General features: G+C 33.0%; 23 protein-coding genes and 1 riboswitch (1 of these 24 cut by a window edge). Of the genes, 12 read left to right on the forward strand and 11 right to left on the reverse strand.

The genetic code is table 11. From position 1 onward, the window contains the following. Positions 1-117 precede the first annotated feature (117 nt). Complete coding sequence (locus bsdE14_RS17685) at positions 118-606, reverse strand: spore coat protein (RefSeq protein ID WP_264851326.1); 489 nt, start codon at positions 604-606, stop codon at positions 118-120. Positions 607-759: 153 nt separating this feature from the next. Next, entirely contained in the window at positions 760-1629 is an 870-nt protein-coding gene (locus bsdE14_RS17690) for a LysR family transcriptional regulator (RefSeq protein WP_264851327.1), read from the reverse strand. 173 nt (positions 1630-1802) lie between these two features. On the opposite strand from bsdE14_RS17690, the gene bsdE14_RS17695 reads away from it, so the two are divergent. From bsdE14_RS17695 to bsdE14_RS17705, 3 genes are all read left to right on the forward strand, one after another. Further along, complete coding sequence (locus tag bsdE14_RS17695; RefSeq protein ID WP_264851328.1) at positions 1803-2636, forward strand: sulfite exporter TauE/SafE family protein; 834 nt, start codon at positions 1803-1805, stop codon at positions 2634-2636. A gap of 25 nt (positions 2637-2661) precedes the next feature. Next, positions 2662-3024 carry a DUF1634 domain-containing protein gene (locus bsdE14_RS17700; protein WP_264851329.1) on the forward strand — a complete coding sequence of 121 codons (363 nt, stop codon included), beginning with the start codon at positions 2662-2664 and terminating at the stop codon, positions 3022-3024. A gap of 177 nt (positions 3025-3201) precedes the next feature. Then, entirely contained in the window at positions 3202-5394 is a 2193-nt protein-coding gene (locus tag bsdE14_RS17705; RefSeq protein ID WP_264851330.1) for a DNA topoisomerase III, read from the forward strand. Positions 5395-5463: 69 nt separating this feature from the next. Here the strand turns inward: bsdE14_RS17705 and bsdE14_RS17710 are convergent, their stop codons facing one another. The 5 genes from bsdE14_RS17710 to bsdE14_RS17730 all read right to left on the reverse strand — a co-directional run bounded on the left by bsdE14_RS17710 (position 5464) and on the right by bsdE14_RS17730 (position 8942). Next, on the reverse strand, positions 5464-6066 hold the full coding sequence (locus tag bsdE14_RS17710; protein WP_264851331.1) for a manganese catalase family protein: 603 nt from the start codon (positions 6064-6066) through the stop codon (positions 5464-5466). A gap of 15 nt (positions 6067-6081) precedes the next feature. Beyond that, complete coding sequence (locus tag bsdE14_RS17715; protein WP_264851332.1) at positions 6082-6348, reverse strand: spore coat protein CotJB; 267 nt, start codon at positions 6346-6348, stop codon at positions 6082-6084. Between the two features lie 16 nt (positions 6349-6364). Next, positions 6365-6610, reverse strand: coding sequence for a spore coat associated protein CotJA (locus bsdE14_RS17720; protein WP_264851333.1), 246 nt, complete (start codon positions 6608-6610; stop codon positions 6365-6367). A gap of 163 nt (positions 6611-6773) precedes the next feature. Further along, positions 6774-8102, reverse strand: coding sequence for a glycosyl hydrolase family 18 protein (locus bsdE14_RS17725; RefSeq protein WP_264851334.1), 1329 nt, complete (start codon positions 8100-8102; stop codon positions 6774-6776). Positions 8103-8216: 114 nt separating this feature from the next. Next, positions 8217-8942: a DUF3298 and DUF4163 domain-containing protein gene (locus bsdE14_RS17730; protein WP_264851335.1), complete on the reverse strand. Its 726-nt coding sequence runs from the start codon at positions 8940-8942 to the stop codon at positions 8217-8219. A gap of 109 nt (positions 8943-9051) precedes the next feature. Between bsdE14_RS17730 and bsdE14_RS17735 the strand changes: the two genes are divergently transcribed. After that, the gene (locus bsdE14_RS17735) at positions 9052-10104 is read left to right on the forward strand and encodes a pyruvate kinase (RefSeq protein ID WP_264851336.1); all 1053 of its coding nucleotides are present in this window, start codon (positions 9052-9054) and stop codon (positions 10102-10104) included. 94 nt (positions 10105-10198) lie between these two features. Here bsdE14_RS17735 and bsdE14_RS17740 read toward each other — a convergent pair whose 3' ends face one another. Beyond that, positions 10199-10726, reverse strand: coding sequence for a hypothetical protein (locus tag bsdE14_RS17740; protein ID WP_264851337.1), 528 nt, complete (start codon positions 10724-10726; stop codon positions 10199-10201). A gap of 141 nt (positions 10727-10867) precedes the next feature. Then, complete coding sequence (locus tag bsdE14_RS17745; protein WP_264851338.1) at positions 10868-11650, reverse strand: cell wall hydrolase; 783 nt, start codon at positions 11648-11650, stop codon at positions 10868-10870. Positions 11651-11653: 3 nt separating this feature from the next. Then, positions 11654-11777, reverse strand: a riboswitch (cyclic di-AMP (ydaO/yuaA leader). A 215-nt stretch (positions 11778-11992) separates the two neighbouring features. On the opposite strand from bsdE14_RS17745, the gene bsdE14_RS17750 reads away from it, so the two are divergent. The 8 genes from bsdE14_RS17750 (at position 11993) to adhE (bsdE14_RS17785) (ending at position 25148) form a co-directional block, all read left to right on the forward strand. Beyond that, complete coding sequence (locus tag bsdE14_RS17750; protein ID WP_264851339.1) at positions 11993-14674, forward strand: sigma-54-dependent transcriptional regulator; 2682 nt, start codon at positions 11993-11995, stop codon at positions 14672-14674. Between the two features lie 216 nt (positions 14675-14890). Next, positions 14891-15205, forward strand: a complete 315-nt coding sequence (locus tag bsdE14_RS17755) for a PTS sugar transporter subunit IIA (protein ID WP_309298140.1) — start codon at positions 14891-14893, stop codon at positions 15203-15205. A 238-nt stretch (positions 15206-15443) separates the two neighbouring features. Continuing rightward, complete coding sequence (locus bsdE14_RS17760; RefSeq protein WP_264851340.1) at positions 15444-15761, forward strand: PTS sugar transporter subunit IIB; 318 nt, start codon at positions 15444-15446, stop codon at positions 15759-15761. A 50-nt stretch (positions 15762-15811) separates the two neighbouring features. Then, positions 15812-17104: a PTS sugar transporter subunit IIC gene (locus bsdE14_RS17765; protein ID WP_264851341.1), complete on the forward strand. Its 1293-nt coding sequence runs from the start codon at positions 15812-15814 to the stop codon at positions 17102-17104. 259 nt (positions 17105-17363) lie between these two features. Beyond that, complete coding sequence (locus bsdE14_RS17770) at positions 17364-18458, forward strand: PfkB family carbohydrate kinase (RefSeq protein ID WP_264851342.1); 1095 nt, start codon at positions 17364-17366, stop codon at positions 18456-18458. Positions 18459-18516: 58 nt separating this feature from the next. Beyond that, complete coding sequence (locus bsdE14_RS17775) at positions 18517-19437, forward strand: pseudouridine-5'-phosphate glycosidase (protein ID WP_264851343.1); 921 nt, start codon at positions 18517-18519, stop codon at positions 19435-19437. Between the two features lie 399 nt (positions 19438-19836). Beyond that, positions 19837-22434 carry a bifunctional acetaldehyde-CoA/alcohol dehydrogenase gene (adhE, locus tag bsdE14_RS17780; RefSeq protein ID WP_264851344.1) on the forward strand — a complete coding sequence of 866 codons (2598 nt, stop codon included), beginning with the start codon at positions 19837-19839 and terminating at the stop codon, positions 22432-22434. A gap of 110 nt (positions 22435-22544) precedes the next feature. Continuing rightward, positions 22545-25148 (forward strand): bifunctional acetaldehyde-CoA/alcohol dehydrogenase, encoded by a 2604-nt coding sequence (adhE, locus tag bsdE14_RS17785; protein ID WP_264851345.1) that lies wholly within the window; start codon positions 22545-22547, stop codon positions 25146-25148. 48 nt (positions 25149-25196) lie between these two features. On the opposite strand, the gene rsgA is transcribed toward adhE (bsdE14_RS17785), so the two are convergent. Together rsgA and bsdE14_RS17795 are read right to left on the reverse strand one after the other, a co-directional pair. Further along, complete coding sequence (gene rsgA, locus bsdE14_RS17790; protein WP_264851346.1) at positions 25197-26252, reverse strand: ribosome small subunit-dependent GTPase A; 1056 nt, start codon at positions 26250-26252, stop codon at positions 25197-25199. Between the two features lie 240 nt (positions 26253-26492). Further along, positions 26493-26679, reverse strand: partial view of an amidase domain-containing protein gene (locus tag bsdE14_RS17795; protein ID WP_264851347.1) — the final stretch only. The gene runs 365 nt beyond the window's last position; the window shows 187 of its 552 coding nt (coding positions 366-552); its start codon lies off the right edge, out of view; its stop codon occupies positions 26493-26495.

Below are 26679 nucleotides of genomic sequence, written 5' to 3' on the forward strand. Positions count from 1 at the left end.
GGCACAAATAAAAAAAAGGCAGTAATGCCTTTTTTTATTTGGTAAATAATATTTTACTAAGAAAACCGATTGTTTCTACTTTACTTCTGGGGATAGGTGGTTAAATAATCAATGAGTTTATTTAACGTTATACATTCCTTTGCTTTCCATATACTTAAATATTGCTTCTCCATGTTTTTGCTCTTCCTTTTGTATATGATTTAATACATCACGGGCTCCGGTGTCCCTAAATTCAAAAATTGCAGTATCATAGGCACCTGAAACATATTTTTCTGTCATTAATAAATCAGAGCACATGTCAGCATCAGATAAATTAACACCGCTTGCTTGAGTATTATTCATAGTGTTAGAGGAGCTTTGATTTCCCATAGATTGCCCTGAATTTTGATTTTGCTGTTGGTTCATTTGAGGAATTTGTCCGTTTAACAATTGATTAATGCTATCAAGGTGGGTTCTCTCAGCTTGCCCATTTGCATTAAATATTTGTTTTAATTGATTGTCTTTTGCTGCATTTGCATAATTTGTATATTTTTCTATACAAATCTGTTCGTGGCTTTTTTGATCCTCTAATAGCATTCTCTCTTTTTGTGATAAAGTTATTTCCATAATACTACACCTCCAATCTTATTTTGTGTTGATTTTATTAATTTATTCCATTGGAAGTAATAGCATCCTATTATATTCTGAAAATTACTTTAAGAGGTTTATAAGGTGGTTAAATGTTTTTATAAATCACTGCTAAAAAAGCTAATATATATTCTATATTTTACAAAGGTTAATAAACTCTTTCATAGAATTTGTAAGATACTTGTTTTTATGATAAATAATATTAAACTGACGGGTTAGAGATACATTCTTTATTTTAATTTGCTTTATACTTCCGGCTTTTAAGTCTCTTTCGACTAAGTGATAAGGAAGTACAGAGATACCTAAACCCACACTCACCGCTTTAATAACTGCCTGCGTACTTACACTTTCCCAAATTGGATTAATTTCTATACCATGAAGCAGCATTATGCTATCAAAAAATTCTCTTACTCCACTTCCTTTTTCACGCAGGATAAATTCATACTCCTTAAGCATTTCAATATCAACTTCATTGTAATAGTTCAATGGATGCTCTGTACCGCAAATTAATACAAGATCATCATCCATTAATTTTTCATATTGAATAAGGGTACTATGTACTATACCTTCAACGAAAGCAAAATCTATGATATTTGATATAACCATGCGTTCTATTTTTTCAGAAGTATCTATTGTAACTTGAACTTTAATATTAGGATAATGCTTTTGAAAATCCTGAACAAATTTAGGTAATAAGTAATTACCAATAGTTATGCTTGAACCTATTCTTAATAGACCGCTTGAATCCCAATTTTTTATTTCTTTTTCCATTTCATCAAAAAGCGATATGATATGAGAGGCATAATTCAAAAGCTTTTTTCCAGGTTCTGTTATATAAAGTTTTTTGGAAATTCTATCGAATAGTTTTATACCATAATGTTCCTCAAGCTCACGAATTGCAAGGCTAACAGATGGCTGTGCCAAGTATAATTTATTTGCTGCAGCAGTTATGCTGCCCAAATTACATACAGTTACAAAAATTCTTAAGTGCTTTATTGTCATATAATCACTCCGTTCATAATGAAAGCATTATATATATTATAATATAATATTATTTTACTTATATATTATCAAAGTATAAAATAAAATAGTAGAATTATTTGATAATATGTATGCATAATAATTTGTAACATTATATTAAAAATATAGCTTTATATAAGAAGGAGGACAATTAAATGGTTTTACTTGCAATAGAAATACTACTTGTAGCCATTATAGCCGGAGTATTCGGATCAATTCTTGGTCTAGGAGGTGGAATAATAATTACACCAGCATTAACATTATTATTTGGTATAGATATAAAATATGCCATTGGAGCTAGTATTGTTTCAGTAATTGCAACTTCCAGTGGTGCTGCGGTAGCCTATGTGAGAGATAAGATAACCAATATAAGAATTGGAATGTTTCTTGAAATAGCAACTACTATAGGAGCTATTACTGGTGCATTTATTAGCGGGTTAATTGATTCAAAATATTTATATGTTATTTTTGGTGTTCTACTATTATACTCAGCTATAGCTATGTTAAAAAAGAAAGGACAAGAACTTCCTCAGGATGTAGAGGCTCACCCTTTAGCTGAGAAATTAAAATTAAATGGTGAGTATTATGATAAAGTCTTAGATAAAAAGATAACTTATAATGTAGCTGGTGTATATGGAGGCTTCGGAATGATGTATGGAGCAGGCGTTATTTCAGGTCTTTTAGGAATAGGAAGTGGAATTTTTAAGGTAATGGCAATGGATCTTTTTATGAAGCTTCCGCTAAAGGTATCAAGTGCAACAAGTAACTTTATGATAGGTGTAACTGCAGCTGCCAGTGCAGGGGTATATCTTTTAAGAGGGGATATTGATCCTAAAATAGCAGCTCCAGTTGCATTAGGAGTTCTCATAGGTGCTGCTATAGGAACAAAAATCATGCAAAACTTAAAAAGTAAAACTATAAGAATGATATTCATACCTGTGCTTGCATATGTTTCTATTCAAATGATTGTTAAAGGCATATTGCAGTAATTTGTGCATTATAGGAGGTTTTAAAATGGCTGAAAAAAGTAAAATAGGAGAAATGGAGATTATAATAAGCAAGTTCCTTAGAGCAGGGGTATTTTTAAGCGCAGCAATAGTAGGTATTGGATTAGTTAAGTTTTTAGTTACCGGCAACAGTGGATATCCAATTAATTATTTTCCTACGACAATAAAAGAAATACTAATAGGTTTTATTGGCCTTAAGTCCTATGCAATAATTTTAACAGGACTCATTGTGCTTATACTTACGCCAGTTTTTAGAGTTGGTGTGTCAATATTGGTATTTATAAAAGAAGGTGACTACCTGTACGTAAAAATAACCTCTTTAGTATTTATAATTCTTTTGATAAGTTTTATGTTAGGGAAAGTTGAATAAACTTAGATTTTCATCTAGATTGCTTCAAATAAACTGACAGACATTGCTTTTTTTATTATATTTTCTTATACTTAATATCAGTGTACTTCTTAATAACTATATATATTTTGCCTATTATAAATAGTCAAAGTAACTAGCAGAAGTAAAATTAACGGTTGAGAGGAGATTGACTTAATTATGGGCAAGGCATTAGTGCTTGCTGAAAAACCTTCAGTAGGAAGGGAATTAGGCAGAGTTTTAAAATGTAATAAAAAAGCAAATGGATATTTAGAAGGGGAAAAATATATTGTAACTTGGGCTTTAGGGCATTTGGTTACACTTGCTGATCCAGAAATTTATGATGATAAATATAAAAGCTGGAAGATGGAGGATTTACCTATGCTTCCAAAGCCGCTAAAACTTGTTGTTATAAAGCAAAGCGGCAAACAGTTTAACATAGTTAAAGAGCAATTAAATAGGAAAGATGTTACAGAGATTGTAATAGCTACAGATGCTGGTCGTGAGGGAGAACTTGTGGCTCGCTGGATACTAGAGAAGGCTAGAGTTAATAAGCCAATGAAAAGGCTTTGGATATCTTCTCAAACAGATAAAGCTATACTTGAAGGTTTTAGAAATTTAAAGCCTGCAGCTCAATACGATAATTTATATAAAGCTGCAGCTTGTAGATCAGAAGCTGATTGGGTGGTGGGCTTAAATATTACGAGAGCTTTAACTTGTAAGCATAATGCTCAGTTAACTGCTGGACGTGTACAGTCCGCAACCTTGGCAATGATAGTTAATCGTGAAGAAGAGATAAGAAATTTTAAGCCAAAAGACTATTATGTAATAAATGCAAAGGCTAAGGGATTTACTCTTCAATGGAGAGATAAAAATAATAATAGCAGCATTTTTGAGGAAGATAAAGTTAATAAAATTCTTGCTGCTGTTAAGGGAAAAGAAGCTAATGTAGTTGATGTTACTGAAAGTGCTAAAAAGCAATATGCTCCAGCTCTTTATGATTTAACAGAGTTACAGAGAGACGCTAATAGAATTTTTGGATATTCAGCTAAGCAAACACTATCTATAATGCAAAGATTATACGAAAACTATAAGGTATTAACTTATCCTAGAACAGATTCAAGATATATTTCTAGTGATATTGTTGCAACTTTACCAGAACGATTAAAGGCAATTTCTATAGGCAGCTATAGAGCTTGTGCAACAGAAATATTAAATGGTAAGATACATGCCAATAAAAGCTTTGTTGATGATAGCAAAGTAAGTGATCACCATGCTATCATTCCAACTGAGGAAAGAGGAAATATAGCTCTTTTGAGCAGTGAAGAAAGACATATTTATGATTTAGTAGTTAAAAGATTCTTGTCTGTTATGCTGCCACCTTATGAATACTTACAAACTACCATCACTGTAGATATAAATGGCGAAAGCTTTGTGGCTAAAGGAAACGTAATTAAGTCTAAGGGATGGAAAAAGGTATATGACAGAGAAGATGATTTAGCTGAGGATGAAGATGAAAAGGATAATCAGGTATTACCTCAGATTAAAAAGGGTGAAAAATTGAGTGTAGCTTCTGTTGAAAGTAAAAAGCTTAAAACAAAAGCACCTGCAAGATTTAATGAAGGTACTCTTCTTTCGGCTATGGAAAAACCTCATAAATATGTAGCTGTAGATAAGCTCTCAGCTAAAACTCTTGGTGAAACTGGTGGTATAGGAACAGTTGCCACAAGAGCAGATATTATTGAAAAACTATTTAACATGTTTTATATAGAAAAGAACGGTAAAGAAATTGTTCCAACAGGAAAAGGTAAGCAACTTATTGAGTTAGTTCCAGAAGAATTAAAATCACCTTTAATGACAGCTAAATGGGAGCTTGAATTAGAGCAAATCAGCAAAGGTAAAAAGGATCCAAGAGTATTTACTGAAGAAATGAGAAAGTATGCTGCTGAGCTAGTTCAAGAGGTTAAGGGAAGTACAGATAAATTCAAGCATGACAATCTATCAGGAAACAAGTGCCCTGAGTGCGGAAAATATATGCTTGAAGTAAAGGGTAAAAACGGAAGGATGCTTGTATGTCAAGATAGAGAATGTGGTCACAGAGAGAATTTAGGCAGACTTACCAATGCTCGTTGTCCTGAATGTCATAAGAAGTTAGAGCTTAGAGGACATGGAGAAGGACAAATTTATGTATGCCTGAATACTAACTGCAACTTTAGAGAAAAGGCTTCATCTTTTAGCAAGAGATTTAAAGATAATGAGAGCAAATCAAATAAAAAAGATGTTCAAAATTATATGAAGAAAATGAAACAAGAAAATGAAGCTCCAATGAATTCAGCATTAGCAGAAGCGTTAGCAAAATTAAATTTAAAATAATAAAGATGGTATACATAGCATATAAATACTGTGTATACCATTTTCTTTTTTCTAAAATAACTTAAAATGTTACTTCTTTAAATAATCAGGTTTTGGCATAATATATAAACGCGGATCTTGGAGATAATCCTGAACTAGTCTTAAAGCTTCACCAAATCTTTGATAGTGTACTACTTCTCTTTCTCTAAGGAATTTTAATGGTTCAATAACATCAGGGTCATCTGCCATATTAATTAAGTATTCATAGGTAGCTCTAGCCTTTTGCTCAGCTGCTAAATCTTCAGTAAGATCTACAATTGGATTACCTTTTGATTGAATATAAGCAGCACTAAATGGAACTCCGTCGCCATTAACTGGATATATTGCTTTATCGTGATCAGCATAGAAACCGCCCATTCCAGCAGCTTCAATTTCTTCTACACTAGCTCCTTGAACTAGTTGATGTACTATAGCTCCAACTATTTCAAGATGTGCTAGTTCTTCTGTACCTATATCATTTAATGTTGCAATAGCTTGTGGGGTAACCATAGAGAATCTTTGACTTAAATATCTTAGTGAAGCTGCTAGCTCTCCGTCAGGTCCTCCATATTGAGTAATTATTACTTTTGCCATCTTAGGATTTGGGTTTTTAATTTTTACTGGATATTCCAGTTTTTTTTCATATAACCACATATACTACTACTCCTCCTAGCGAATTCTAAAATTGGCTTCATATTCCCAAGGCCAAGGTTCATTTATCCATTGAAAAGGATAAGCACTGCAGGAGCCCTCAACTAATGGACCATAATGCTTTTCATATTTTTCTTTTAACATTTTGCATTGCATAACTGCAGAATTGTGTTTAGCAAGAGCATTACGATCGGTTGGATGAGTATCTAGATATAGATGGAGGTCCTCAATCATAAAATCCAGTGCTGTTATTTGTTCTAAGAGTTCAAATTTATTACTATCCATTACTATAAAGCACCTCCTACTCTTCTTCTCTTAATACTTTGTGCTTTTTATCTTTCTTTTCATATGGACTATATAGTTCAGGGAAAATTGTTCCTTTTTTTAGTCCTTCAATAGGGGAAAAGATAGTACACATTTTTTGATAGGGAACATAAGCAGCTGCAAGACGTACATTTCTAATAACTAGTTCTTGTGGTATACATTGACCCATGCCATCGCAATTCATGTCGTTCATTTCATAATTAGGTTTGCTGATTTTAGCCATTTGTGTATTAATCCTCCTTGATTGTTGCTTACACAATAACAGTATATTCCTCAGCATAAACTTTGCTACTATTTAATTACAAAAGGAAAAAGGCAGATTTTTTAAAATCTACCTTTCATTATTAAAGGAAATAGTATGATAAAAACTATATATAATTTTTTCTCTACTTATTAAATTTAGTTTTTATAGTTGCCCAATAATTTGAATCCTCAAGACCTAATCTCCAAATTGCTATACCAGATAAATTTGAATTATTAACTAAGTCTAGTTTATACGCAAGGCTTGTACCATTTTCAAACCAAACGGTGTGCTGAATACTTGAGTTATCTGTATAGCTAAAGTATGGGCATTGAGAAACAGGATCCCATTGTATTTGTACACCATAGGTTGCTGCTAAATTATTACACTGAGAAATACTGTAAGCTTTTGTGCCATTTGAAGACCAATCGTATCCATAAGCTGCCGTACCAAGTAGTATTTTTTCTTTAGGTACTACAGTTACAGCATAATTAATAACATTTTGAACCCAGCCAATTGAAGCTATAGGTCCAGGAGCTCCGCCTGGATAGTGCTCATCGTAGGTCATAAGCACAAGCTGATCTGCATAACTTGCGATTTTTGCATAGTCAAAAGCTCCACTCCATCCATCTGTAGTACTGTCATAGGTTTTAGCTGGAACAGCAGCTGTAACCATAAAGCCTTGTGGTTTTAATGCATTATATAGTTCGCTGATGAAAGTAGAATAGTAGCTTCGATCATAATAATAAACACCTTCTAGATCTACATTTACACCTTTGTAGCCATTTGTCTTTAGAGCAGCTGTAATATTAGCTATTAAGTTCTGTCTATTTGTTGGACTTTCTAATAGTGTTTTAGCTATACTTCCATCAAAGTTATTTGTTAGCATAGCTAAACTTTTTATGTTGTTACTATTGGCATAGGAGAGTTGACTAGTAGGTACAAGTCCAGTAATATTGCCAAGTCCGTCTGTTGTATAGGTGTCAGTTGCTATTTCATTTATCAATGTTGAATTATTCACCATTGAGTTATAGGACGAACTATCACCAGAATAATAATATACTGCATAACCTAAAACTAATTTTGTAGGTGCTTGTACAATCACAGAGGAAGTAGCAGCTTTTATATGGGTTGAATCAGCTGAGGTACCATAAGAATTGTATGCTCTTACAAAGTACCAATAAGTTGTAGCAGCAGAAAGCCCAGTATTTTTAAATGAATTGGTTGATACTGTAGCTACTTGAACATAATTTGAATCATTAGGAGTTGCCCTAAATATTTTATAGCCTGTAGCCCCTGATACTGCTGTCCAACTAAGAGTAGTTTCGGAAGTGGTTATTCCGGAAGCTGTTAGGCCTGTGGGAGCGGATGAAACTTTGCTTGTAATTCTAGGCTTAGCCATTACTATGTTTGTGCTGAAAACTATAAAAGCTAGAGCTAAGAGAAGTGAGTAAAAATATGGTTTGCGCTTCATTGCTTTACCTCCTTAAAATATATTTACTTTGATTATCGAAAAAAATATTGTAAAGGTTACAAGTAAATTATGGAATAAAAAATAACCCCGCTTAGAACAGGGTTACTAGTTAAACTAAAGAAGTTTTTGAATTGGACTAAGAGGATATATGAGACTTTGAATTTCTGTATAAGGTATTTTTACTTCAAATCTTCCATAAGCGTAAGGAGTATACTCATACAGCTGATAATATAGCACTAAGAAGGTTGGAGTTAGATAAAATTTTTGATCCTCTGTTAAGCCTTTATATTCAGTAAGTAGGGGGACACCACCTTCTTTCGCCTTTCTTATAGAGATTTCATTTAACTGAGGGATGTAATTAAGCTTTGGATTAAACAGGTCATTAAGTTTATATATTTCACCACTATTTAAATCTATTGAAAGTGAGTCATATACAGTATTGCCATGTGCTCCACCAGTATAGTAATATAGTTCAAATAAAACGCTGAGCAGTCCCTTTTGATTTAATGGAACACTATAACCACTTATTATGGTTTTAAAATCAATGGGAGATGTTATAAGTACATTGTTCTTAAAGAGATTCACCTCTGTATCGCTTATAGCACTATTTACTTTCTGTTTTGTATCTTCAGTTAGATTATTCACATAGGGATAAAGAAGTTTAAATTCTTCTGGCGAAATTTTTTGTTCTTCTAGCTCAGCTTTTTCAGTGACCCTGGAATAATCTTTTTCCGGTTGCTCTAATTTACTAATATCATTTTGAAATATAGTGTCGACTTTACTTTTTATTTCTATGGCTTTATGAGGAAAATAACTTTTGGGATAACTGAAATAAATCATTAAAAGCTCCTTCCTTAAAATACTTTGGTATTATTATATGCATTTAATCATATATATGGGTAGGTATAATGCATATTTTAAACTTAATTCAATATTTAGAGGTAGGTATATGAAAATTGTATGTTCTATTGGACCAAATGCAAAAAAACTAAGTGCTTTAGATGAATATGCTAATGAAGGTATGAACATGGCTAGATTCAATTTTTCACATGCCAATTATGATACTATTAGAGCACAAATAGAATATTTAAGAAAGCAACATCCTTTTGTAGAAGTAATTCAAGATTTACGCGGTAATAAGCTTAGAGTAAGCAGTCTCTTTCAAAGGGAAGTAAAGGTAATGCAAGGAAGCATAGTTTATTTTTGTTCGGAAAAATTTTATTATGAAAAAAACAGAATGAGAGGTCTTACTATACCAATATCTTTAGAAGGCGACTTTTCTACCATGTATAGTGCAAAAAAAATACTCATGAAAGATGCAACTATAGAATTTGAAGTTGTAGGAACAGGGAGTAAGAATGAGTTAATAAAGACCATTGTTAAACGAGGTGGGTTAATAAGAGCTGAAAAAGGAGTTAATGCCCCTGGAATGGATAGGAGTATGCTAGGGATTACTGAAAAGGACAAATTTGATATAAAGTGGGGTCTAGAGAATAACGTGGATATAATCTGCTTATCTTATGTGACTAAAGTAGAAGATATAATTAATTTAAGAGATTATATAAAATTATTGAGAAAAGCAGATAAAAGCTTAAAAATGCCCAAAATATGGGCTAAAATTGAATGCGATGAGGGAGTCAAAAATTTTAAAGATATTTTATCTAAGGTGGATGGAATAATTCTTGGCAGAGGCGACTTAGCAGCAGAGGTTGAAATTTACGATGTTCCAAGAATTCAGGAAGAGATTTTTCGTGTTATAAAAAGAACAAAAAAGGAGTTTATTATTGCAACTCATTTGCTGGAATCTATGAAAAGAGAGGCTGTTCCCACTCTTCCAGAAATTAATGACATATATAATTATATAAAAGCGGGAGCTACAGGTTTTATGCTTTGTGGAGAATTAACAGTTGGAAGGAATCCTTTAGAAACCATACGAATTTTGAAATTAATTATAGATAGGTATAAAATTGTAAGCTTAGATAAACCAAATGAGGTGGAATAAAACATAACATAGCTTTAAAGCTTGATTTAAACAATTTAGTTATTTTATATTGCTTATAAAATGCCCCTAGCAAATATTTGCTAGGGGCGCATTGTTAATAGCAGTAGAAGCTTTCTATCATTCTAAGGTCCATTCCAAAGTATACCCATCTACGCCCGTTCCAGCGATATCCGGCTATTGATCTTCTTCCCACATAAGTAAGCCACGCCCAAAAACCTCTACCATTTCTTGGCCATATATAAACATATCTATATAAACATCTTCTTATGGCACCTGGGTCTATTGCTTGAGGTGCAATACCAGCTTGTGGCTTGAATTCGCCCTGGGACTTTGATGGTGTAAAGTTTGGAGGTGGTCCCATAGGTACTCCTCCTTGTTGAGGTCCGCCCGGTTGATTTCCAAATGGAGGTCCCCCTGGCTGATTACCGAATGGAGGCATATTCATAGGTCCGCCAGTTCCAGGTGGGAATGGTGGAGGAGTTGGAAATTGACGATAGCCATAAAACATTTGTTGATATATTGGACAAAAGAATGGTGGTTCAAACTCATCAGACTCTTCCATATTGTCAATATCGTCTAGTTCATCAAATTCACTTATGTCACGATAGTCATCGTAATACATTAATTACACTCCTTAATAAATATTACATTATAAGTATATGTAATATTTATAAAAGTGTTAATGAATTATAAAAGGTTTAAATATAAATATTACAGAAAAAGAGCCAGAAGAATTAGTTCTGGCTCTTTTTCATATACTGGATTAGTATGCAAATACCATATGAGAAATTCTAGCGGCTATAGGCTTGGACCATAACCAAGTATTTGTTGTGCTGTCATCAAAATAATAAAGTGCACCATTTGATGGGTCTGATCCTCTTAAGGCTTCATAAGCTGCCTGAATTGATTCTGAAGTAGCTGGTTTATCAATCCATCCATTAAGAACAGGAGTAAATTGATAATAACCATGATCCACTTGATAAATTACACTTGATATAGTCTTAGGAAAACGTGAATCCTGTACTCTGTTGATTATAACTGCACCAACAGCCACCTTCGCTGAATAGGGTTCCCCCTGAGCTTCAGCGTTAATAAGTCTAGCCAGCAAATCCACATCAGCTTGACTGTATGGAATTACGCCAGCTTGCTGGTTTGACGCAGTATTTGTTGAGCTGCTGCTTGTTGTTGCAGTGCCTGGTACAAGAAGCTTTTGACTAGGGTATATATAGTCATCCCATTTGTTGTTCATTACTCTTAATTGGCCCAAAGTTATACCAAATTTCTTTGAAATTAGGTATAAGCTATCCCCAGATTTAACAGAGTAAATTTGTGCTGGAACGTTTAATGTTTGACCTATATAAATTTTATCGCTAGTAAGATTATTAGTTGTCTTTAATTGAGTGATGGTAGTATTGAATGTTTTGCTTAAGGTGTAAAGTGAATCACCTGAAGTTACTTTATAGTCTGCTGCCTTTACTGGTAGTACAGATGATAAAGCTACACCCAATGATAAAAGTAAAATTGATAGTTTTTTTGATTTAAACATAAGTTTTATCCTCCTTCTGCCTCCGAGGTTAGTTGTCGGGTTCGGGTTGAGGCACCCTACTCAAAATGAGATTCACCCCGTTGTTTATTCCCCCGTACTCCATTTGGAGATTCGGCTTGTCTTATGTGTGCTATTGTAACAAAGCATGTCCACAAAAATCTATAGTAGATTTAAGGTATTATGGGAAATTGGTGGTGATTTGTGCTTTATACACTGCTATTCATGTTTAGCTTTATGAGTATCTAAAAAGTATAATTGACCGGAAGTATAAAATGAGATATAGTACATAATAATAGGATAATTTTTCAATAGTTTGTAATTTGTAGAAGCGGAGGTGAAAGAATGAAAAGAATTGATTTGGTATATGAGACACTTAAAAAGCTATATACAGGCAAAGGGTTAAGTGCTGTTGAAATTGCTCATACCTTAAAATTAAGCAGGGCAAATGTTAGTAATGATTTAAATAAATTATGCACTGAAGGTAAGGTTTCAAAAAGCTCTGGGAGACCAGTTCTTTTTAATCCTATTGATAACATTGAATATAATGAGGGTGAAAGTAAAATTGACAGATTTACAAGAGAGAATCAAAGCCTATATACAGCTGTAGAACAGGCTAAAGCAGCAATACTGTATCCACCTAAAGGTATGCATGTACTTATTTTAGGGGAAACTGGTGTTGGAAAATCTATGTTTGCAGGGCTTATCCATCAATATGCAATTGAAATGAAGCGAATGGAAGAAAAAGCTCCATTTGTAACTTTTAACTGCGCAGATTACGCTAATAATCCACAACTTTTAATAAGTCAGCTCTTTGGTACTAAAAAAGGAGCCTATACTGGAGCAGATTCTGATAAGATTGGGCTTATAGAAAAAGCAGACGGAGGTATTTTATTTTTAGATGAGGTACATAGACTTCCACCTGAGGGCCAAGAAATGTTTTTTACCTTTATGGATAAAGGTACTTTTAGAAAACTTGGGGAAACTGAAACGGAGCGCAGAGCGGATGTACTTATTGTTTCAGCAACTACAGAAAGTCCAGAATCAACATTGCTTAAAACCTTTACAAGAAGAATACCAATGGTTATTAAAATTCCTAGTCTCTCAGAGAGGACAATGGAAGAAAGATTTTATTTGATAAGTAATTTTTACCGTGAAGAATCCTTTAGGCTGGATAGAGAGATAATGGTATCAATTAATTCTATGAGAGCTTTTCTTAGCTATTATTGTCCTAACAATATTGGACAGCTTAAAACAGACATTCAACTTGCTTGTGCTAAAGCTTATGTTGATTTTGTTTCTAAGAAAAAACAATATATAAAAATTAACAGCACTGATTTGCCTACTTATGTTAGGGAAGGACTTTATATACAAACTGAACATAGACAAATTTTTAATAAACTTATAGGAATAAATAAGAGATATTGTGTATTTAATAAACTTGAAAATAATTCTCTTCTTGAAAAACAGAATTATGAAGATTCTATATATGACATGATAGATCATAGAATAGATGAGCTTAGAGATAAAGGTATTCAAGGAGAAACGCTCCAAAAGGAAATGGAAAAGGACATTGAAGATTATTTTACAAGATACATATACTGCCAAAATCGAAATGTAGACATTACAAATTTGGAAAGTATTATACCTGAAGAAATAGTAAAAACTGTCCAAGATATTATAAGCTTTAGTGAGGAAAAACTTAATAGGACTTTAAGCCAAAGGGCCTATTATGGTATAGCAGTTCATATATCGAACTCCTTAGAGAGAATAAAGAGAAATAAACTTATTGTTAACCCCAAGTTGAATAGCATTAGGACAGAATTTGGCAGCGAGTTTAATGTTGCTTTGGATTGCCTTAAAATAATAGAAAGATCATTAGATGTTACCATGCCTATAGATGAGGCAGGATTTTTAGCAATGTTTTTTGTTTATGACGAAAAAGATATTGAAATGAATAACAGTTATGTAAAAGTAATTGTTGTCGCACATGGCAGTTCTACAGCAGCATCTATGGCAGAAGTAGCAAATAAACTATTGGGCATTAACAATGTTATTGGTATAAATGCTCCATTAGAGGAAAAACCGAAAATAGTACTAAGTAGACTAAAAAATTATATAATTGAGCATGGTATAAAATCTGATGTTTTACTTTTAGTGGATATGGGTTCTTTAACTACTTTTGGTGAAGAAGTAGAAAAAGATATATGTATTAATGTAAAAACAATTCCGCTTGTTAGTACACTTCATGTAGTAGAGGCTGCAAGAAAAGCTGCTATGGGATATTCTCTTGAGGAAGTATACAGAGAAACTGTAAATGTGAATAATTTTCTTGAATATGATACTGTACATGATAGGACAAAGATTGATAGAAGAGAAAAGCTTGTAATAATAACAATGTGTACCACTGGAGAAGGAAGTGCTATTGCAATAAAGAATCTTTTAGAACAACATTTGGAATATGATAAAAGTATCCTGGAGATAATTCCAGTTAATTTGGTTGAAAATGAAAATATATATTCAAGGATAAAAAGCATTAGGGCCGATAGAAACATTATTTGTATTGTGAGTGCTTTTAATCTTGAAACTAAGCTGCCGCAATTTAGATTAGATGAGGTTTTAAGTCTAAGAGCAATTAAAACCATACAAGGACTTATAGATATTGAAATGACTTATATTAAAATGGGTGAAACATTAGAACATCAGCTTAAAAATGTAGAGGGTAGAGAGGCTTTTATAGTTATTAAGAAATGCATTGGAAGCATAGAGAAAGAAATGAATATAAAAACCGATACTGATATATTAATTGGAGTAACACTGCATATTGGATGTATGATAGACAGAATAAAAAGTGGAGGTACTATAATTAAATTTGAAGATAAAGGACAATTTATAGAAACTAATAAAGAGCTATATAATTCAGTTAAAAAATCATGCAAGCTATTAGAAGAAAAGTTCAATATACATATCTTTGATGATGAATTATGCCATATAATGAGATTTTTTAATTATAATAACTATTCTTAATTTATATTGTGCGGCAGCTAATGCCGCTATTTTTATAAAACAAAAATTTTTTGTAAAACACAATAGCATTAGTGTTTTGTCATTATAAGTCAAAGCGAGCTAAAACATTAAATTCCCCTCTAGTGTTTTGGCATGATAATTGCGATAAGTATAGCTTATAGTTATATAACTACAAGTATTAGCAAAATACTTATTGTTAAAGAAAGGATGTTAGATATGGATTATCAAGAAATAATACTTCAAATAATAGTAAGTGGAGGAAATGCAAGAAGTCATGCTATGGAGGCAATTCAATTTGCTAAATCTGAAAAGTTTGATGCTGCAAGAGAAGCGCTTGTGAAATGTGATGAAGAATTAGCAGATGCTCATAAAGTGCAGACACATCTAATTCAAGAGGAAGCTGCAGGAAATCCTAGTGAAATTACATTACTAATGGTGCATGCACAAGATCATCTTATGAATGCTATAACTATTAAAGATATGGCTCAAGAATTTGTAGATATGTATGAAAAAGTATTTAGAAATAAATGAAAGTTAAAACACTAAACAAAAAAGTGTTTTAAAGGAAACCAAAGATATGAAAAAGCAAAACACTAACAATAATGTTGAAACACTAAATATTCATTTCAAAACAATAGTAGAATTTAATAGCTAAAAGTTAATAAAAACACATAAAAAATTTAAATATTATACGGGTTTTCATTAAAATGTGTTTTGGCACGATAGTTGCTAAAGTAAATACCATAAGTCAAAGAAAGGAGAGGTGATTATGAAAAGGATAACACTAGTATGCGGGGCTGGAATGTCTACAAGCCTCCTAGTTAAAAAGATGGATTCTGCTGCTGCAAAGGAAGGTATTGAAGTTAAGATTATAGCAGTAGCAGAAGCGGACTTGAAACACCACATTGATGAGACAGATGTTTTACTCCTTGGTCCACAAGTTAGATTTTTACTAAATAAATATAAATCAGCTTATGAGCCAAAGGGTATTGTTGTTGAAGTTATAAACAGTGTGGATTATGGAATGATGAACGGAGAAAAAGTACTAAAACATGCTTTAAGTCTTTTTAAGGACAATACGGACTAGCAGCAAGGGGCTTTATGAATTTATAAATTGATTCTATTGGGGGGAATTTTATGAAAAAGATTATTGAGTTCCTGGAAAAGTACTTTGTACCTGTAGCAGGAAAAATTGGGTCGCAGAGACATCTTGTAGCAATTCGTGATGGTTTTGTAGCAATTATGCCATTAATTCTTGTTGGTTCATTAGCCGTATTATTTAATAATTTTCCAATACCAGGTTGGGCGGATTTCATGAAGGGAATCTTCGGAGAAAAGTGGAATTCCTTTGGAGGAACACTATGGAATGGAACTTTTGCCATAATGTCGCTCTTAGTTGTATTTACAATTAGCTATAACCTAGCAAAATCTTATGACCAAGATGGTCTTATGTCCGGAGTTGTATCCTTTGGAGCACTTCTCATGCTGTATGCTGGTTCAGCTAAGGATTGGGCACTACCTTTTGCATACCTTGGAGCACAAGGGCTATTTGTTGCTTTATTTGTATCACTTGCAGCTACAGAAATTTTTGTAAGGCTTATGCGTAATAAGAAACTAATAATAAAAATGCCTGATTCAGTACCACCGGCAGTAGGGAGATCCTTTGCAGCTTTAATTCCGGCATTTGTTACTCTTGTAATATTTGGAGCATTAAAGATAGTGTTAGATGTGTTTGGAATTCCTGATATACACAAATTTATATTTGATATTATTCAACAGCCACTACTAGGATTAGCAGGTACGCTAGGTGCTGCACTTCTTGTAGTTTTCCTAGTACATTTACTATGGTTCTTTGGATTGCATGGAACAAATATACTGCTCCCAATAACCACTGCGCTATTCCTACCACTTATGGAAGCTAATGTTAAGGCCTTCCAGACCGGAGCAGCTCCACAAAATATAGTTACCTCATCATTCTTTGACACTTTTGTATACATGGGTGGAGCAGGTACATCAATATGTCTTCTTGCAGCAATGCTTTTAGTTGGTAAGAGAGAAGATAACAAAGCAAAAGCTAAGCTTGGCATAGGCCCAGCGGCATTTAATATTAATGAGCCTGTTTTATTTGGTGTTCCACTAGTATTAAATCCAATATACGCTATACCATTTATCTTAACTCCACTAATTCTAACTGTAGTAAGTTATGGTGCCATGGCAATTGGATTAGTTCCAAAAACAATAGCTGTTGTTCACTGGACAATGCCACCTATAATAAGCGGTTTCTTAGCTACAGGTTCAATAAGGGGAATTATATTACAACTAGTAAATATAGCTATAGGAATTATCATGTATATTCCTTTTGTAGCAGTTGCTGAAAAACATGCAAATGAATTAGAAGTAGCAGCTGGTTCTCAATCAGTAGATCTATAATTTTAAATAAGTCAAATGAAATTTATTAATATAATTTTTTAGCATAAGTGCAGTGAAAGCTGCACTTTTATTTATTTTAATGAAGCCCTAATCCATAAAAAATAGGCTTTCGTATAATTAAAGAAGGTAGGAAAATACTTTATTTATATTTAAGCTTAAAATTTATCTATAGAATACCCTTGAAAAGAATAATAAATAGTGATATTATAATATCATAAACTAATGTTTAAAAAATAAGCATAAGTTAAGGAGATGGCTTATGACAAATAGAGAAAAAGAAATACTAAAATTATTAAGAAAGAACCCCATGATTTCACAAAATGAACTAGCAGACATGTTAGGTATAGCTAGATCTTCAGCTGCTGTTCATATAACTAATTTGATTAAAAAAGGGTATATACTAGGAAAAGGCTATATCTTAAACGAGGAAGACTATGTAACCGTAATAGGAGGAGTTAACATAGATATGGTTGGCTTCCCTGAGAAACAACTTATTGTTCATGATTCTAACCCTGGAAAAGTTAAGATTTCCTTAGGGGGAGTGGGAAGGAACATAGCTGAGAACTTAGTTAGGCTTGGATTGCACACAAAACTCATAAGTGTAGTTGGAGATGATGTGTATGGAGCTAAGGTAATTGAAGAGGCAAGAAATTTAGGCCTTGATATGAAGGACTCACTAGTGCTTAAAGGACAGCAGACCTCAACTTACATGGCTATACTTGATGAAAAGGGCGATATGTCAGTGGCGATAGCATACATGGATATTTATGATAACCTTAGTGTTGATTTCATAAAGGAAAAAAAGCATGTTGTAGAAAATTCAAGACTTTGTATTATTGATACAAACATACCTAAAGATGTAATAGAATATACAGTAACCACTAATAAGAAAACCGATTTCTTTTTAGATACTGTATCTACAACTAAGGCTATGAAGGTTAAAAATCTTATTGGATATTTTCATACAATTAAACCTAATAAAATTGAAGCTGAAATGTTATCAGGAATAGAAATTAATACAGAAGAAGACTTAAAAAGAGCTTCGTATTACTTTTTAAATAAAGGGGTAAAAAGAGTTTTTATAAGTCTAGGTGAACAAGGTGTGTATTATGATGATGGAACAGATAGCAGGCAGATAAAGACTCCAAAGATTAATGTTGTTAATGCTACGGGAGCCGGTGATGCATTTATAGCTGCTTTAGCTTATAGCCACTACAGTGATTTTGATATTGATTATAGTACTCGATTTGCAATAGGTGCTTCAGTACTTGCACTTTCTCATGAAGAAACCATTAATCCTAATATGTCGGTGGAAAATATAACTAATAGGATAAAAGAACTCAATTTAATTTAAGTATATATAAATATTAATAATATATATAAAATTATATAAACATAAAGGGAGGATAATTATGTTAGAAAAATATTTAGATATTAACCCAGAGGTAGCACAAGCATTAAAGGAAGGAAAGCCAGTAGTAGCTCTAGAATCAACAATAATATCACATGGTATGCCATATCCTAAGAATGTTGAAACTGCACTAGAAGTTGAAAGAATAGTAAGAGAAAATGGAGCTGTACCAGCTACAATTGCTATTATAAAAGGAAAAATAAAAGTTGGAGTAACAAGAGAAGAATTAGAATTCCTTGGTACTGGTAAAAATATTCTAAAAACAAGCAGAAGAGACTTACCAATAATACTAGCAAAAGGATTAGATGGAGCTACAACTGTTGCTACAACAATGATAGCTGCAGAATTAGCAGGAATAAAATTATTTGTTACAGGAGGTATTGGCGGAGTTCATAGGGGAGCACAAGAAACATTTGATATTTCTGCAGACCTTCAAGAACTTGCACATACAAATGTTGCAGTAGTTTGTGCTGGTGCAAAGTCCATTTTAGATATAGGACTAACTTTAGAATACCTTGAAACAAATGGTGTGCCTGTTTTAGGATTTGGTACAGATGAAATGCCAGCCTTCTATACTAGAAAGAGTGGTTTTGGTGTAGATTACAGAATAGATTCACCAGCAGAAGTTGCTAGTGCAGCTAAAGCAAAATGGGATTTAGGCTTAAATGGTGGAATGGTAATAGCAAATCCAATACCAGAACAATATCAAATGGATTACGATACTATTACTAATGCTATAGAGAGTGCTTTAAAAGAAGCTGAAGAAAAAGGTGTTAAGGGAAAAGAAACTACTCCTTTCTTACTTGCTAAAGTCAAGGAAATTACTGGTGGAGCTAGCTTAGAATCAAATATACAACTTGTTTATAATAATGCAAGAGTTGGTTCTAAGATAGCTGTTGAACTTGCTAAGCTTGAAAAATAGAAATTATTAATGATTCCATAGTTTTATACTCACATATATAGTCCGTGGCTCTGTTTATGAGACATGGACTATTTTTAAATCATAAGTGTTAATAAAATAACAAAGTCGCGAGGAGATATAAGGGGAAAAATGTTGAAAAATAGTTTAATAAGCAATGTCTAATTTGATAAAAGTGGAAAAGAATTTTATTGGTATTTGATGATTTTAACGTATATCTCCAACTTATCTCTGAAAACAATTACATAACAAGGCTTTGCACAGAAAAGTGATTAGAAAAATAATTTGTTAAAAAAATATCAAAAAACTATTGCATTCTTATAAAATATAATATACAATAAAGTTGGTTGTTAAAGTTTTAACTATCATTTGCACTAAAATTTAGTAAAGAGGTGTATAAATATGAAAGTAACAAATTTAGAAGAACTAATGATGAAGCTTGAAGAAGTAAAACAAGCGCAAAAGATATTCGCTACATATACACAAGAACAAGTAGATGAAATTTTTAGACAAGCTGCTATGGCTGCAAATAACTCTAGAATAAAACTTGCTAAAATGGCAGTTGAAGAAACTGGAATGGGAATAGTAGAAGACAAAGTTATCAAAAATCACTTTGCTTCAGAATATATATATAATCAATACAAAGACGAAAAAACTTGTGGAGTAATAGATAAGGATGAAGCTTTTGGTATAACTAAAGTTGCAGAACCTATTGGAGTTGTTGCAGCAGTAGTTCCAACAACAAATCCTACTTCAACAGCAATATTCAAAGCATTAATAGCTTTAAAAACAAGAAATGGTATTATTTTCTCTCCACATCCAAGAGCTAAGAATTCTACAATAGCTGCTGCTAAAATAGTACTTGATGCTGCAGTAAAGGCAGGAGCACCAAAAAATATTATAGGATGGATTGATGAGCCATCTGTAGAACTATCTCAAGTAGTAATGAGAGAAGCTGACATTACACTAGCTACTGGTGGACCAGGAATGGTAAAAGCAGCTTATTCATCTGGTAAGCCAGCTATAGGAGTTGGAGCAGGAAATACACCAGCTATAATCGATGAAACAGCACATATAAAGATGGCTGTAAGTTCTATATTATTATCTAAAACTTTTGATAACGGAGTTATATGTGCTTCAGAGCAAACTGTAATAGTTATGGACGAAGTATATAGCGAAGTAAGAAAGGAATTTGAGGAAAGAGGAGCTTACTTCTTAAAGGGTGACGAAATAGATAAGGTAAGAAAAGTAATATTAGTGAATGGTTCTTTAAATGCTAATATAGTTGGTCAAAAGGCAGCTAAAATTGCTGAAATGGCAGGGGTAACTGTACCTGAGGATTCAAAAGTTCTAATTGGAGAAGTTGAATCAGTTGAACTTGAAGAAGAATTTTCACATGAAAAGTTATCACCAGTACTTGGAATGTACAGAGTTAAAAGTTTTGATGAAGCATTACAAAAAGCTGTTAGACTTATTGAATTAGGTGGATTTGGACATACATCAGTTCTTTATACAGATCAAGTTAAATCAAAAGAAAGAATAGCTAAATTCGGAGCTACAATGAAAACTGGAAGAACTATAATCAATATGCCATCATCACAAGGTGCTATAGGCGATATATATAACTTCAGACTAGCTCCATCTCTAACACTTGGCTGCGGTTCTTGGGGAGGAAACTCAGTATCTGAGAACGTAGGAGTAAAGCATTTATTAAACGTTAAGAGTGTAGCTGAGAGGAGAGAGAATATGCTTTGGTTCAGAGTGCCAGAAAAAATATACTTTAAATACGGAAGCTTACCAGTAGCTTTAAGAGAATTAAAAGATATGGGTAAGAAAAAAGCATTCATAGTTACTGATAAGGTTCTTTACAATTTAGGTTTTGTTGATACAGTTACTAAAGTTCTAGAAGAAATAGGAGTAGATTTTAAGATATTCTTTGATGTAGAACCTGATCCAACTCTAGCTACAGCTAGAAAAGGCGCAGCTGAAATGGCAAGCTTTAATCCAGATACAATAATATCTGTTGGTGGAGGTTCACCAATGGATGCTGCTAAGATTATGTGGGTATTATATGAGCATCCAGAAGTTAAGTTTGAAGATTTAGCTATGAGATTTATGGATATAAGAAAGAGAGTATACACTTTCCCTAAAATGGGTGAAAAGGCAATGATGGTATCCATACCTACATCTGCTGGAACAGGTTCAGAGGTAACTCCATTTGCAGTTATTACAGATGAAAACACAGGATTAAAGTATCCACTAGCTGACTATGAGTTAACTCCAGATATGGCAATTGTCGATGCTGAACTTATGATGAAAATGCCAAAAGGCTTAACTTCTGCTTCAGGTATAGATGCATTAACACATGCTATTGAAGCAATAGCTTCAGTCCTTGCTTCAGAATATACTAATGGATTAGCACTTGAAGCTATAAGATTAATATTTAAATATTTACCTCAAGCTTATAATGAAGGTACAACTAATATAAAAGCTAGAGAAAAAATGGCTCATGCTTCAACAATGGCAGGTATGGCGTTTGCTAATGCATTCTTAGGAGTATGTCACTCAATGGCTCACAAATTAGGAGCAATGCACCACATACCACACGGAGTTGCCAATGCATTATTAATAGATGAAGTTATTAGATTTAACGCGGTTGAAAATCCAAGAAAGCAAGCAGCTTTCCCACAATACAAATATCCAAGTGCAAAATCTAGATATGTTAGAATTGCTGATTACTTAGGGCTTGGTGGAAAGACTGAAGATCAAAAAATTGAAAATTTAATAAAAGCAATAGATGAATTGAAAGTTAAAGTTGGATTGCCAAAGACTATAAAAGAAGCTGGAGTATCTGAGAATAAGTTCTATGCAACATTGGATGAAATGTGCGAGCAAGCATTTGATGATCAATGTACAGGAGCAAATCCAAGATATCCATTAATAAGTGAAATAAAACAAATGTATATCAATGCATTTGAAGGAACAAACGAAATAGTTTAAAAAAAATGACCATGCAATATTTTTGCATGGTTTTTTTATTTAGAATAAATTGGTTCACCCTGTGGAAACTTATATTATGAAGCAAAAATAATATAAAGGGGTGTAATGAAGTGAGAGTAACAAATATTGAGGAACTTAATCAAAAGCTTGAAGAAATAAGGGCTGCTCAAAAGATTTTTGCTACATATGATCAAAAGCAAGTAGATGAAATATTTAGGCAAGCAGCTATGGCAGCAAATGACTCCAGGATAATACTAGCAAAGATGGCAGTAGAAGAAACAGGTATGGGTATTGTTGAAGATAAGGTTATTAAAAATCACTTTGCCTCTGAATACATTTACAATAAATATAAGGATGATAAAACTTGTGGGGTAATAGAAAAGGATGAATCCTTTGGTATAGAAAAAGTGGCAGAACCTATTGGAGTGGTAGCTGCTGTTATACCTACCACTAACCCTACTTCAACTGCAATATTTAAGGCACTTATAGCGCTAAAAACAAGAAATGGTATTATTTTCTCGCCACATCCAAGAGCAAAAGAAAGTACTATTGCTGCTGCAAAAATCATACATGATGCTGCTGTAGAGGCTGGTGCACCTAAAGGTATAATTGGCTGGATTGATGAGCCTTCCCTAGAGTTAACTCAAACAGTTATGAGGGAATCAGATATTATTTTAGCCACTGGCGGACCTGGTATGGTTAAAGCTGCATATTCATCAGGAAGGCCAGCTATAGGTGTTGGTTCGGGTAATACTCCAGCAATTATAGATGAGACAGCTCATATAAAAATGGCTGTAAGCTCAATTTTACTCTCTAAAACTTTTGATAATGGAGTAATTTGTGCTTCGGAACAGGCAGTAATAGTTTTAGATGAAGTATATGATCAGGTGAGAGATGAATTTCAAGAAAGAGGAGCTTATATATTAAAAGACGATGAAATTGAAAATGTAAAAAAAATTATACTTGTTAATGGAAGTTTAAATTCAAATATAGTAGGACAGTCAGCTTATAAGATTGCACAGCTAGCTGGTATAGAAGTTCCTGAAAATGCAAAAGTACTTATTGGTGAAGTAGATTCTGTAGAACTTGATGAACCATTTGCCCATGAAAAACTTTCACCTCTTCTAGGTATGTATAGAGCAAAAAGTTTCGATGATGCTCTAAAAAAGGCAATTAGGCTTATTGAACTAGGAGGGTTTGGGCATACGTCAGTGCTTTATACAGATCAGGTTAAATCAAGGGATAGAATTGAAAAGTTTGGCTGTGTAATGAAAACTGGAAGAACTATAATTAATATGCCTGCTTCACATGGAGCTATCGGAGATATTTATAATTTCAAATTGGCGCCATCCTTAACTCTTGGCTGTGGAAGCTGGGGTGGAAACTCAGTATCAGAAAATGTCGGAGTTAAACATTTGCTGAATATTAAAAGTGTGGCTGAGAGGAGAGAAAACATGCTGTGGTTTAGGGTGCCAGAAAAAATATATTTTAAATATGGAAGCCTCGGCGTTGCACTTAAAGAATTAAAGGATATGCACAAGAAAAAGGCTTTTGTTGTAACTGATAAAGTACTTTTTGAACTAGGATTTGTGGATCAAGTTACAAAAGTTCTAGAAGATATGGATATCGATGTTAAAATATTTTTTGATGTTGAGCCAGATCCAACCCTTGCTACGGCAAGAAAAGGTGCCGAAGAGATGCATAATTTTAAGCCTGATGTAATAATTGCAGTAGGCGGAGGATCTCCTATGGATGCAGCTAAAATTATGTGGGTTCTTTATGAGCATCCAGACGTAAGATTTGAAGATTTAGCAATGAGATTTATGGATATAAGAAAAAGAGTTTATACTTTTCCAGAAATGGGTCTCAAAGCCACATTTATTGCTATACCAACTTCCGCTGGAACAGGTTCAGAGGTTACTCCTTTTGCAGTTATAACTGATGAGCAAACTGGTGTTAAGTATCCTCTCGCTGATTATCAGCTAACTCCAGATATGGCAATAGTGGATGCTGAACTAATGCTTCATATGCCTAGAGGACTAACTTCTGCTTCAGGTATAGATGCATTAACTCATGCAATTGAAGCTTTTGTTTCTGTGTTGGCATCAGAGTATACAAATGGGCTCGCACTAGAGTCTATAAGATTAATATTTAAATACCTTCCTGATGCTTATAATGACGGACCTAATAATATCAAAGCAAGAGAAAAAATGGCTCATGCTGCTACTATGGCAGGAATGGCATTTGCAAATGCATTCTTAGGAGTATGTCATTCCATGGCTCATAAATTAGGATCCATGCATCATGTTCCACATGGAGTAGCAAATGGACTTTTAATTGACCATGTAATAAGATTTAATGCTGCAGATAACCCTAGAAAGCAGGCAGCGTTCCCTCAATATAAGTATCCTAATGCAAAATGGAGATACGCAAGAATCGCAGATTATTTAAATTTAGGTGGTAATACAGAAGATGAAAAAGTTGAGAGATTAATTTTTGCAATAGATGAACTTAAGGATAAAGTAAATATGCCGAAGACGATTAAAGAAGCAGGGGTGGCTGAACAAAAGTTTTATGCTACACTAGATGAAATGAGTGAATCTGCATTTGACGATCAATGTACTGGAGCTAATCCTAGATATCCACTTATCAGTGAAATAAAAGAGATGTATATAAATGCTTTTGAAGGTCATGTAGAAAAAATAGAAGATTAATATAAAAGGCAGTTGTATTTCTAGCAACTGCCTTTTATTTGTGGAAATTTAATGTTTATATTTTTTCGAAGTTTTCTTTGTTTGCTTCTTATTTAATTGCTCAATTTCCTTTGCCCTCTTTTTAGCTATGAATTCCAATTCTTTTTTTAATTTAATATAATTGTTAAACCTATCTAATGATAGAATGCCTGTTTCAATTGCTCTTTTAACAGCACAATCAGGTTCGGATACATGACTACAATTAGAAAATTTACAGTCTGCAGCTAAATTTTCAATATCGGTGAAGGTGCTGTCAAAGCCTTCTTCGGAATCCAAAATATGAAATTCTCTCATACCTGGGGTATCAATAACTATCCCACCTTCAGGCAGCATAAAAAGTTCTCGGTTAGTTGTTGTGTGCCTTCCTTTATCATCATTTCCTATTTCATTTGTACTTTGAAATTCATTTCCTATTAATACATTTATTAATGAGGACTTGCCAACCCCAGACGAACCAATAAAAACTGCTGTTTTTCCTTGAAATAAATATTTTTTTAATTCTTCAAGGCCAAAACCCGAAACAACAGATAATATGTGAATAGGAATACCAGGTGAAACAGCTTCTACCTCTGAGAGTAAATTGTCTATATCATCACATATATCAGCTTTTGTAAGAAGAATAACTGGAGCAGCTCCACTTTCGTAGGCCATTGTAATATATCTTTCTAATCTTCTAAGATTAAAGTTTAAATTCAATGACATACATATAAAGCAAATATCTATATTAGCAGCTATAATTTGCTCTTCAGGAGAATTTCCACATTCTTTTCTAGAAAATTTTGATTTTCTAGGCAGTATATCATATATAACTGCTCTTTCTTCTGTTGAAATTATCTTACTTATAACTACCCAATCTCCAACAGCTGGACATTGGCTTTTATTTTCAATTGAATGACTTACTTTTCCGGAAAGAGTGCCGAATACTTCTCCTATTGAAGTATGGATTTTATAGAGATTTTTGTATACAGATACAACTCTTCCAATTATTCTTTCTTCCTCTAAGTTATTTAAGTATTTGTTAAGTGAATTATCGAAACCTAAATTTACTAATGTACTATAATCCAATATGATCTCTCCTTATAATTCAAAGTTTTGGGCATAAAAATACCCTAGGTAAAGTAAAGTTACTCCTAGGGTATTTGTAATTACAAAGAATTATAAGCATACAAGAATTTACAAACAAGTCCATAGGAGTTCAGTTTTAAAATGAGTTTTGCAATTAGTTCTATTGTTTTTCATAAAACATCACTCCTTCCAAATAATATCAATTTCATTTTATATTATTATTACTTTATATGCAATAGTTTATATAACAATTTTTAGAAAATGAGTTTTTTTATAACTATAGGGTCTAAAATAAGGTATATTTAATGCCTCATATGAATGATGAGATACCAATGGGATTTTATTAAAAGAAGTTATTATTGCCGAGTGAAAAATTATACCTTTATAATCTTCATAAAATATCAAATCTCCTAAGTTAAGACCACTG

The sequence above is a fragment of the Clostridium omnivorum genome, assembly GCF_026012015.1.
GTDB classification, from domain to species: Bacteria; Bacillota; Clostridia; order Clostridiales; family Clostridiaceae; genus Clostridium_AX; species Clostridium_AX omnivorum.

Excerpts from the sequence above, each read along its gene's own strand:
- bsdE14_RS17700 (WP_264851329.1), top strand. The coding sequence starts at position 2,662 with ATGGCTGAAAAAAGTAAAATAGGAGAAATGGAGATTATAATAAGCAAG.
- bsdE14_RS17720 (WP_264851333.1), bottom strand. The coding sequence starts at position 6,610 with ATGGCTAAAATCAGCAAACCTAATTATGAAATGAACGACATGAATTGC.
- bsdE14_RS17710 (WP_264851331.1), bottom strand. The coding sequence starts at position 6,066 with ATGTGGTTATATGAAAAAAAACTGGAATATCCAGTAAAAATTAAAAAC.
- bsdE14_RS17770 (WP_264851342.1), top strand. The coding sequence starts at position 17,364 with ATGACAAATAGAGAAAAAGAAATACTAAAATTATTAAGAAAGAACCCC.
- bsdE14_RS17685 (WP_264851326.1), bottom strand. The coding sequence starts at position 606 with ATGGAAATAACTTTATCACAAAAAGAGAGAATGCTATTAGAGGATCAA.
- bsdE14_RS17750 (WP_264851339.1), top strand. The coding sequence starts at position 11,993 with ATGAAAAGAATTGATTTGGTATATGAGACACTTAAAAAGCTATATACA.
- adhE (WP_264851344.1), top strand. The coding sequence starts at position 19,837 with ATGAAAGTAACAAATTTAGAAGAACTAATGATGAAGCTTGAAGAAGTA.
- bsdE14_RS17745 (WP_264851338.1), bottom strand. The coding sequence starts at position 11,650 with ATGTTTAAATCAAAAAAACTATCAATTTTACTTTTATCATTGGGTGTA.
- bsdE14_RS17760 (WP_264851340.1), top strand. The coding sequence starts at position 15,444 with ATGAAAAGGATAACACTAGTATGCGGGGCTGGAATGTCTACAAGCCTC.
- bsdE14_RS17725 (WP_264851334.1), bottom strand. The coding sequence starts at position 8,102 with ATGAAGCGCAAACCATATTTTTACTCACTTCTCTTAGCTCTAGCTTTT.
- bsdE14_RS17690 (WP_264851327.1), bottom strand. The coding sequence starts at position 1,629 with ATGACAATAAAGCACTTAAGAATTTTTGTAACTGTATGTAATTTGGGC.
- bsdE14_RS17775 (WP_264851343.1), top strand. The coding sequence starts at position 18,517 with ATGTTAGAAAAATATTTAGATATTAACCCAGAGGTAGCACAAGCATTA.
- bsdE14_RS17695 (WP_264851328.1), top strand. The coding sequence starts at position 1,803 with ATGGTTTTACTTGCAATAGAAATACTACTTGTAGCCATTATAGCCGGA.
- bsdE14_RS17705 (WP_264851330.1), top strand. The coding sequence starts at position 3,202 with ATGGGCAAGGCATTAGTGCTTGCTGAAAAACCTTCAGTAGGAAGGGAA.
- bsdE14_RS17735 (WP_264851336.1), top strand. The coding sequence starts at position 9,052 with ATGAAAATTGTATGTTCTATTGGACCAAATGCAAAAAAACTAAGTGCT.
- bsdE14_RS17755 (WP_309298140.1), top strand. The coding sequence starts at position 14,891 with ATGGATTATCAAGAAATAATACTTCAAATAATAGTAAGTGGAGGAAAT.
- bsdE14_RS17740 (WP_264851337.1), bottom strand. The coding sequence starts at position 10,726 with ATGTATTACGATGACTATCGTGACATAAGTGAATTTGATGAACTAGAC.
- bsdE14_RS17715 (WP_264851332.1), bottom strand. The coding sequence starts at position 6,348 with ATGGATAGTAATAAATTTGAACTCTTAGAACAAATAACAGCACTGGAT.
- bsdE14_RS17730 (WP_264851335.1), bottom strand. The coding sequence starts at position 8,942 with ATGATTTATTTCAGTTATCCCAAAAGTTATTTTCCTCATAAAGCCATA.
- bsdE14_RS17765 (WP_264851341.1), top strand. The coding sequence starts at position 15,812 with ATGAAAAAGATTATTGAGTTCCTGGAAAAGTACTTTGTACCTGTAGCA.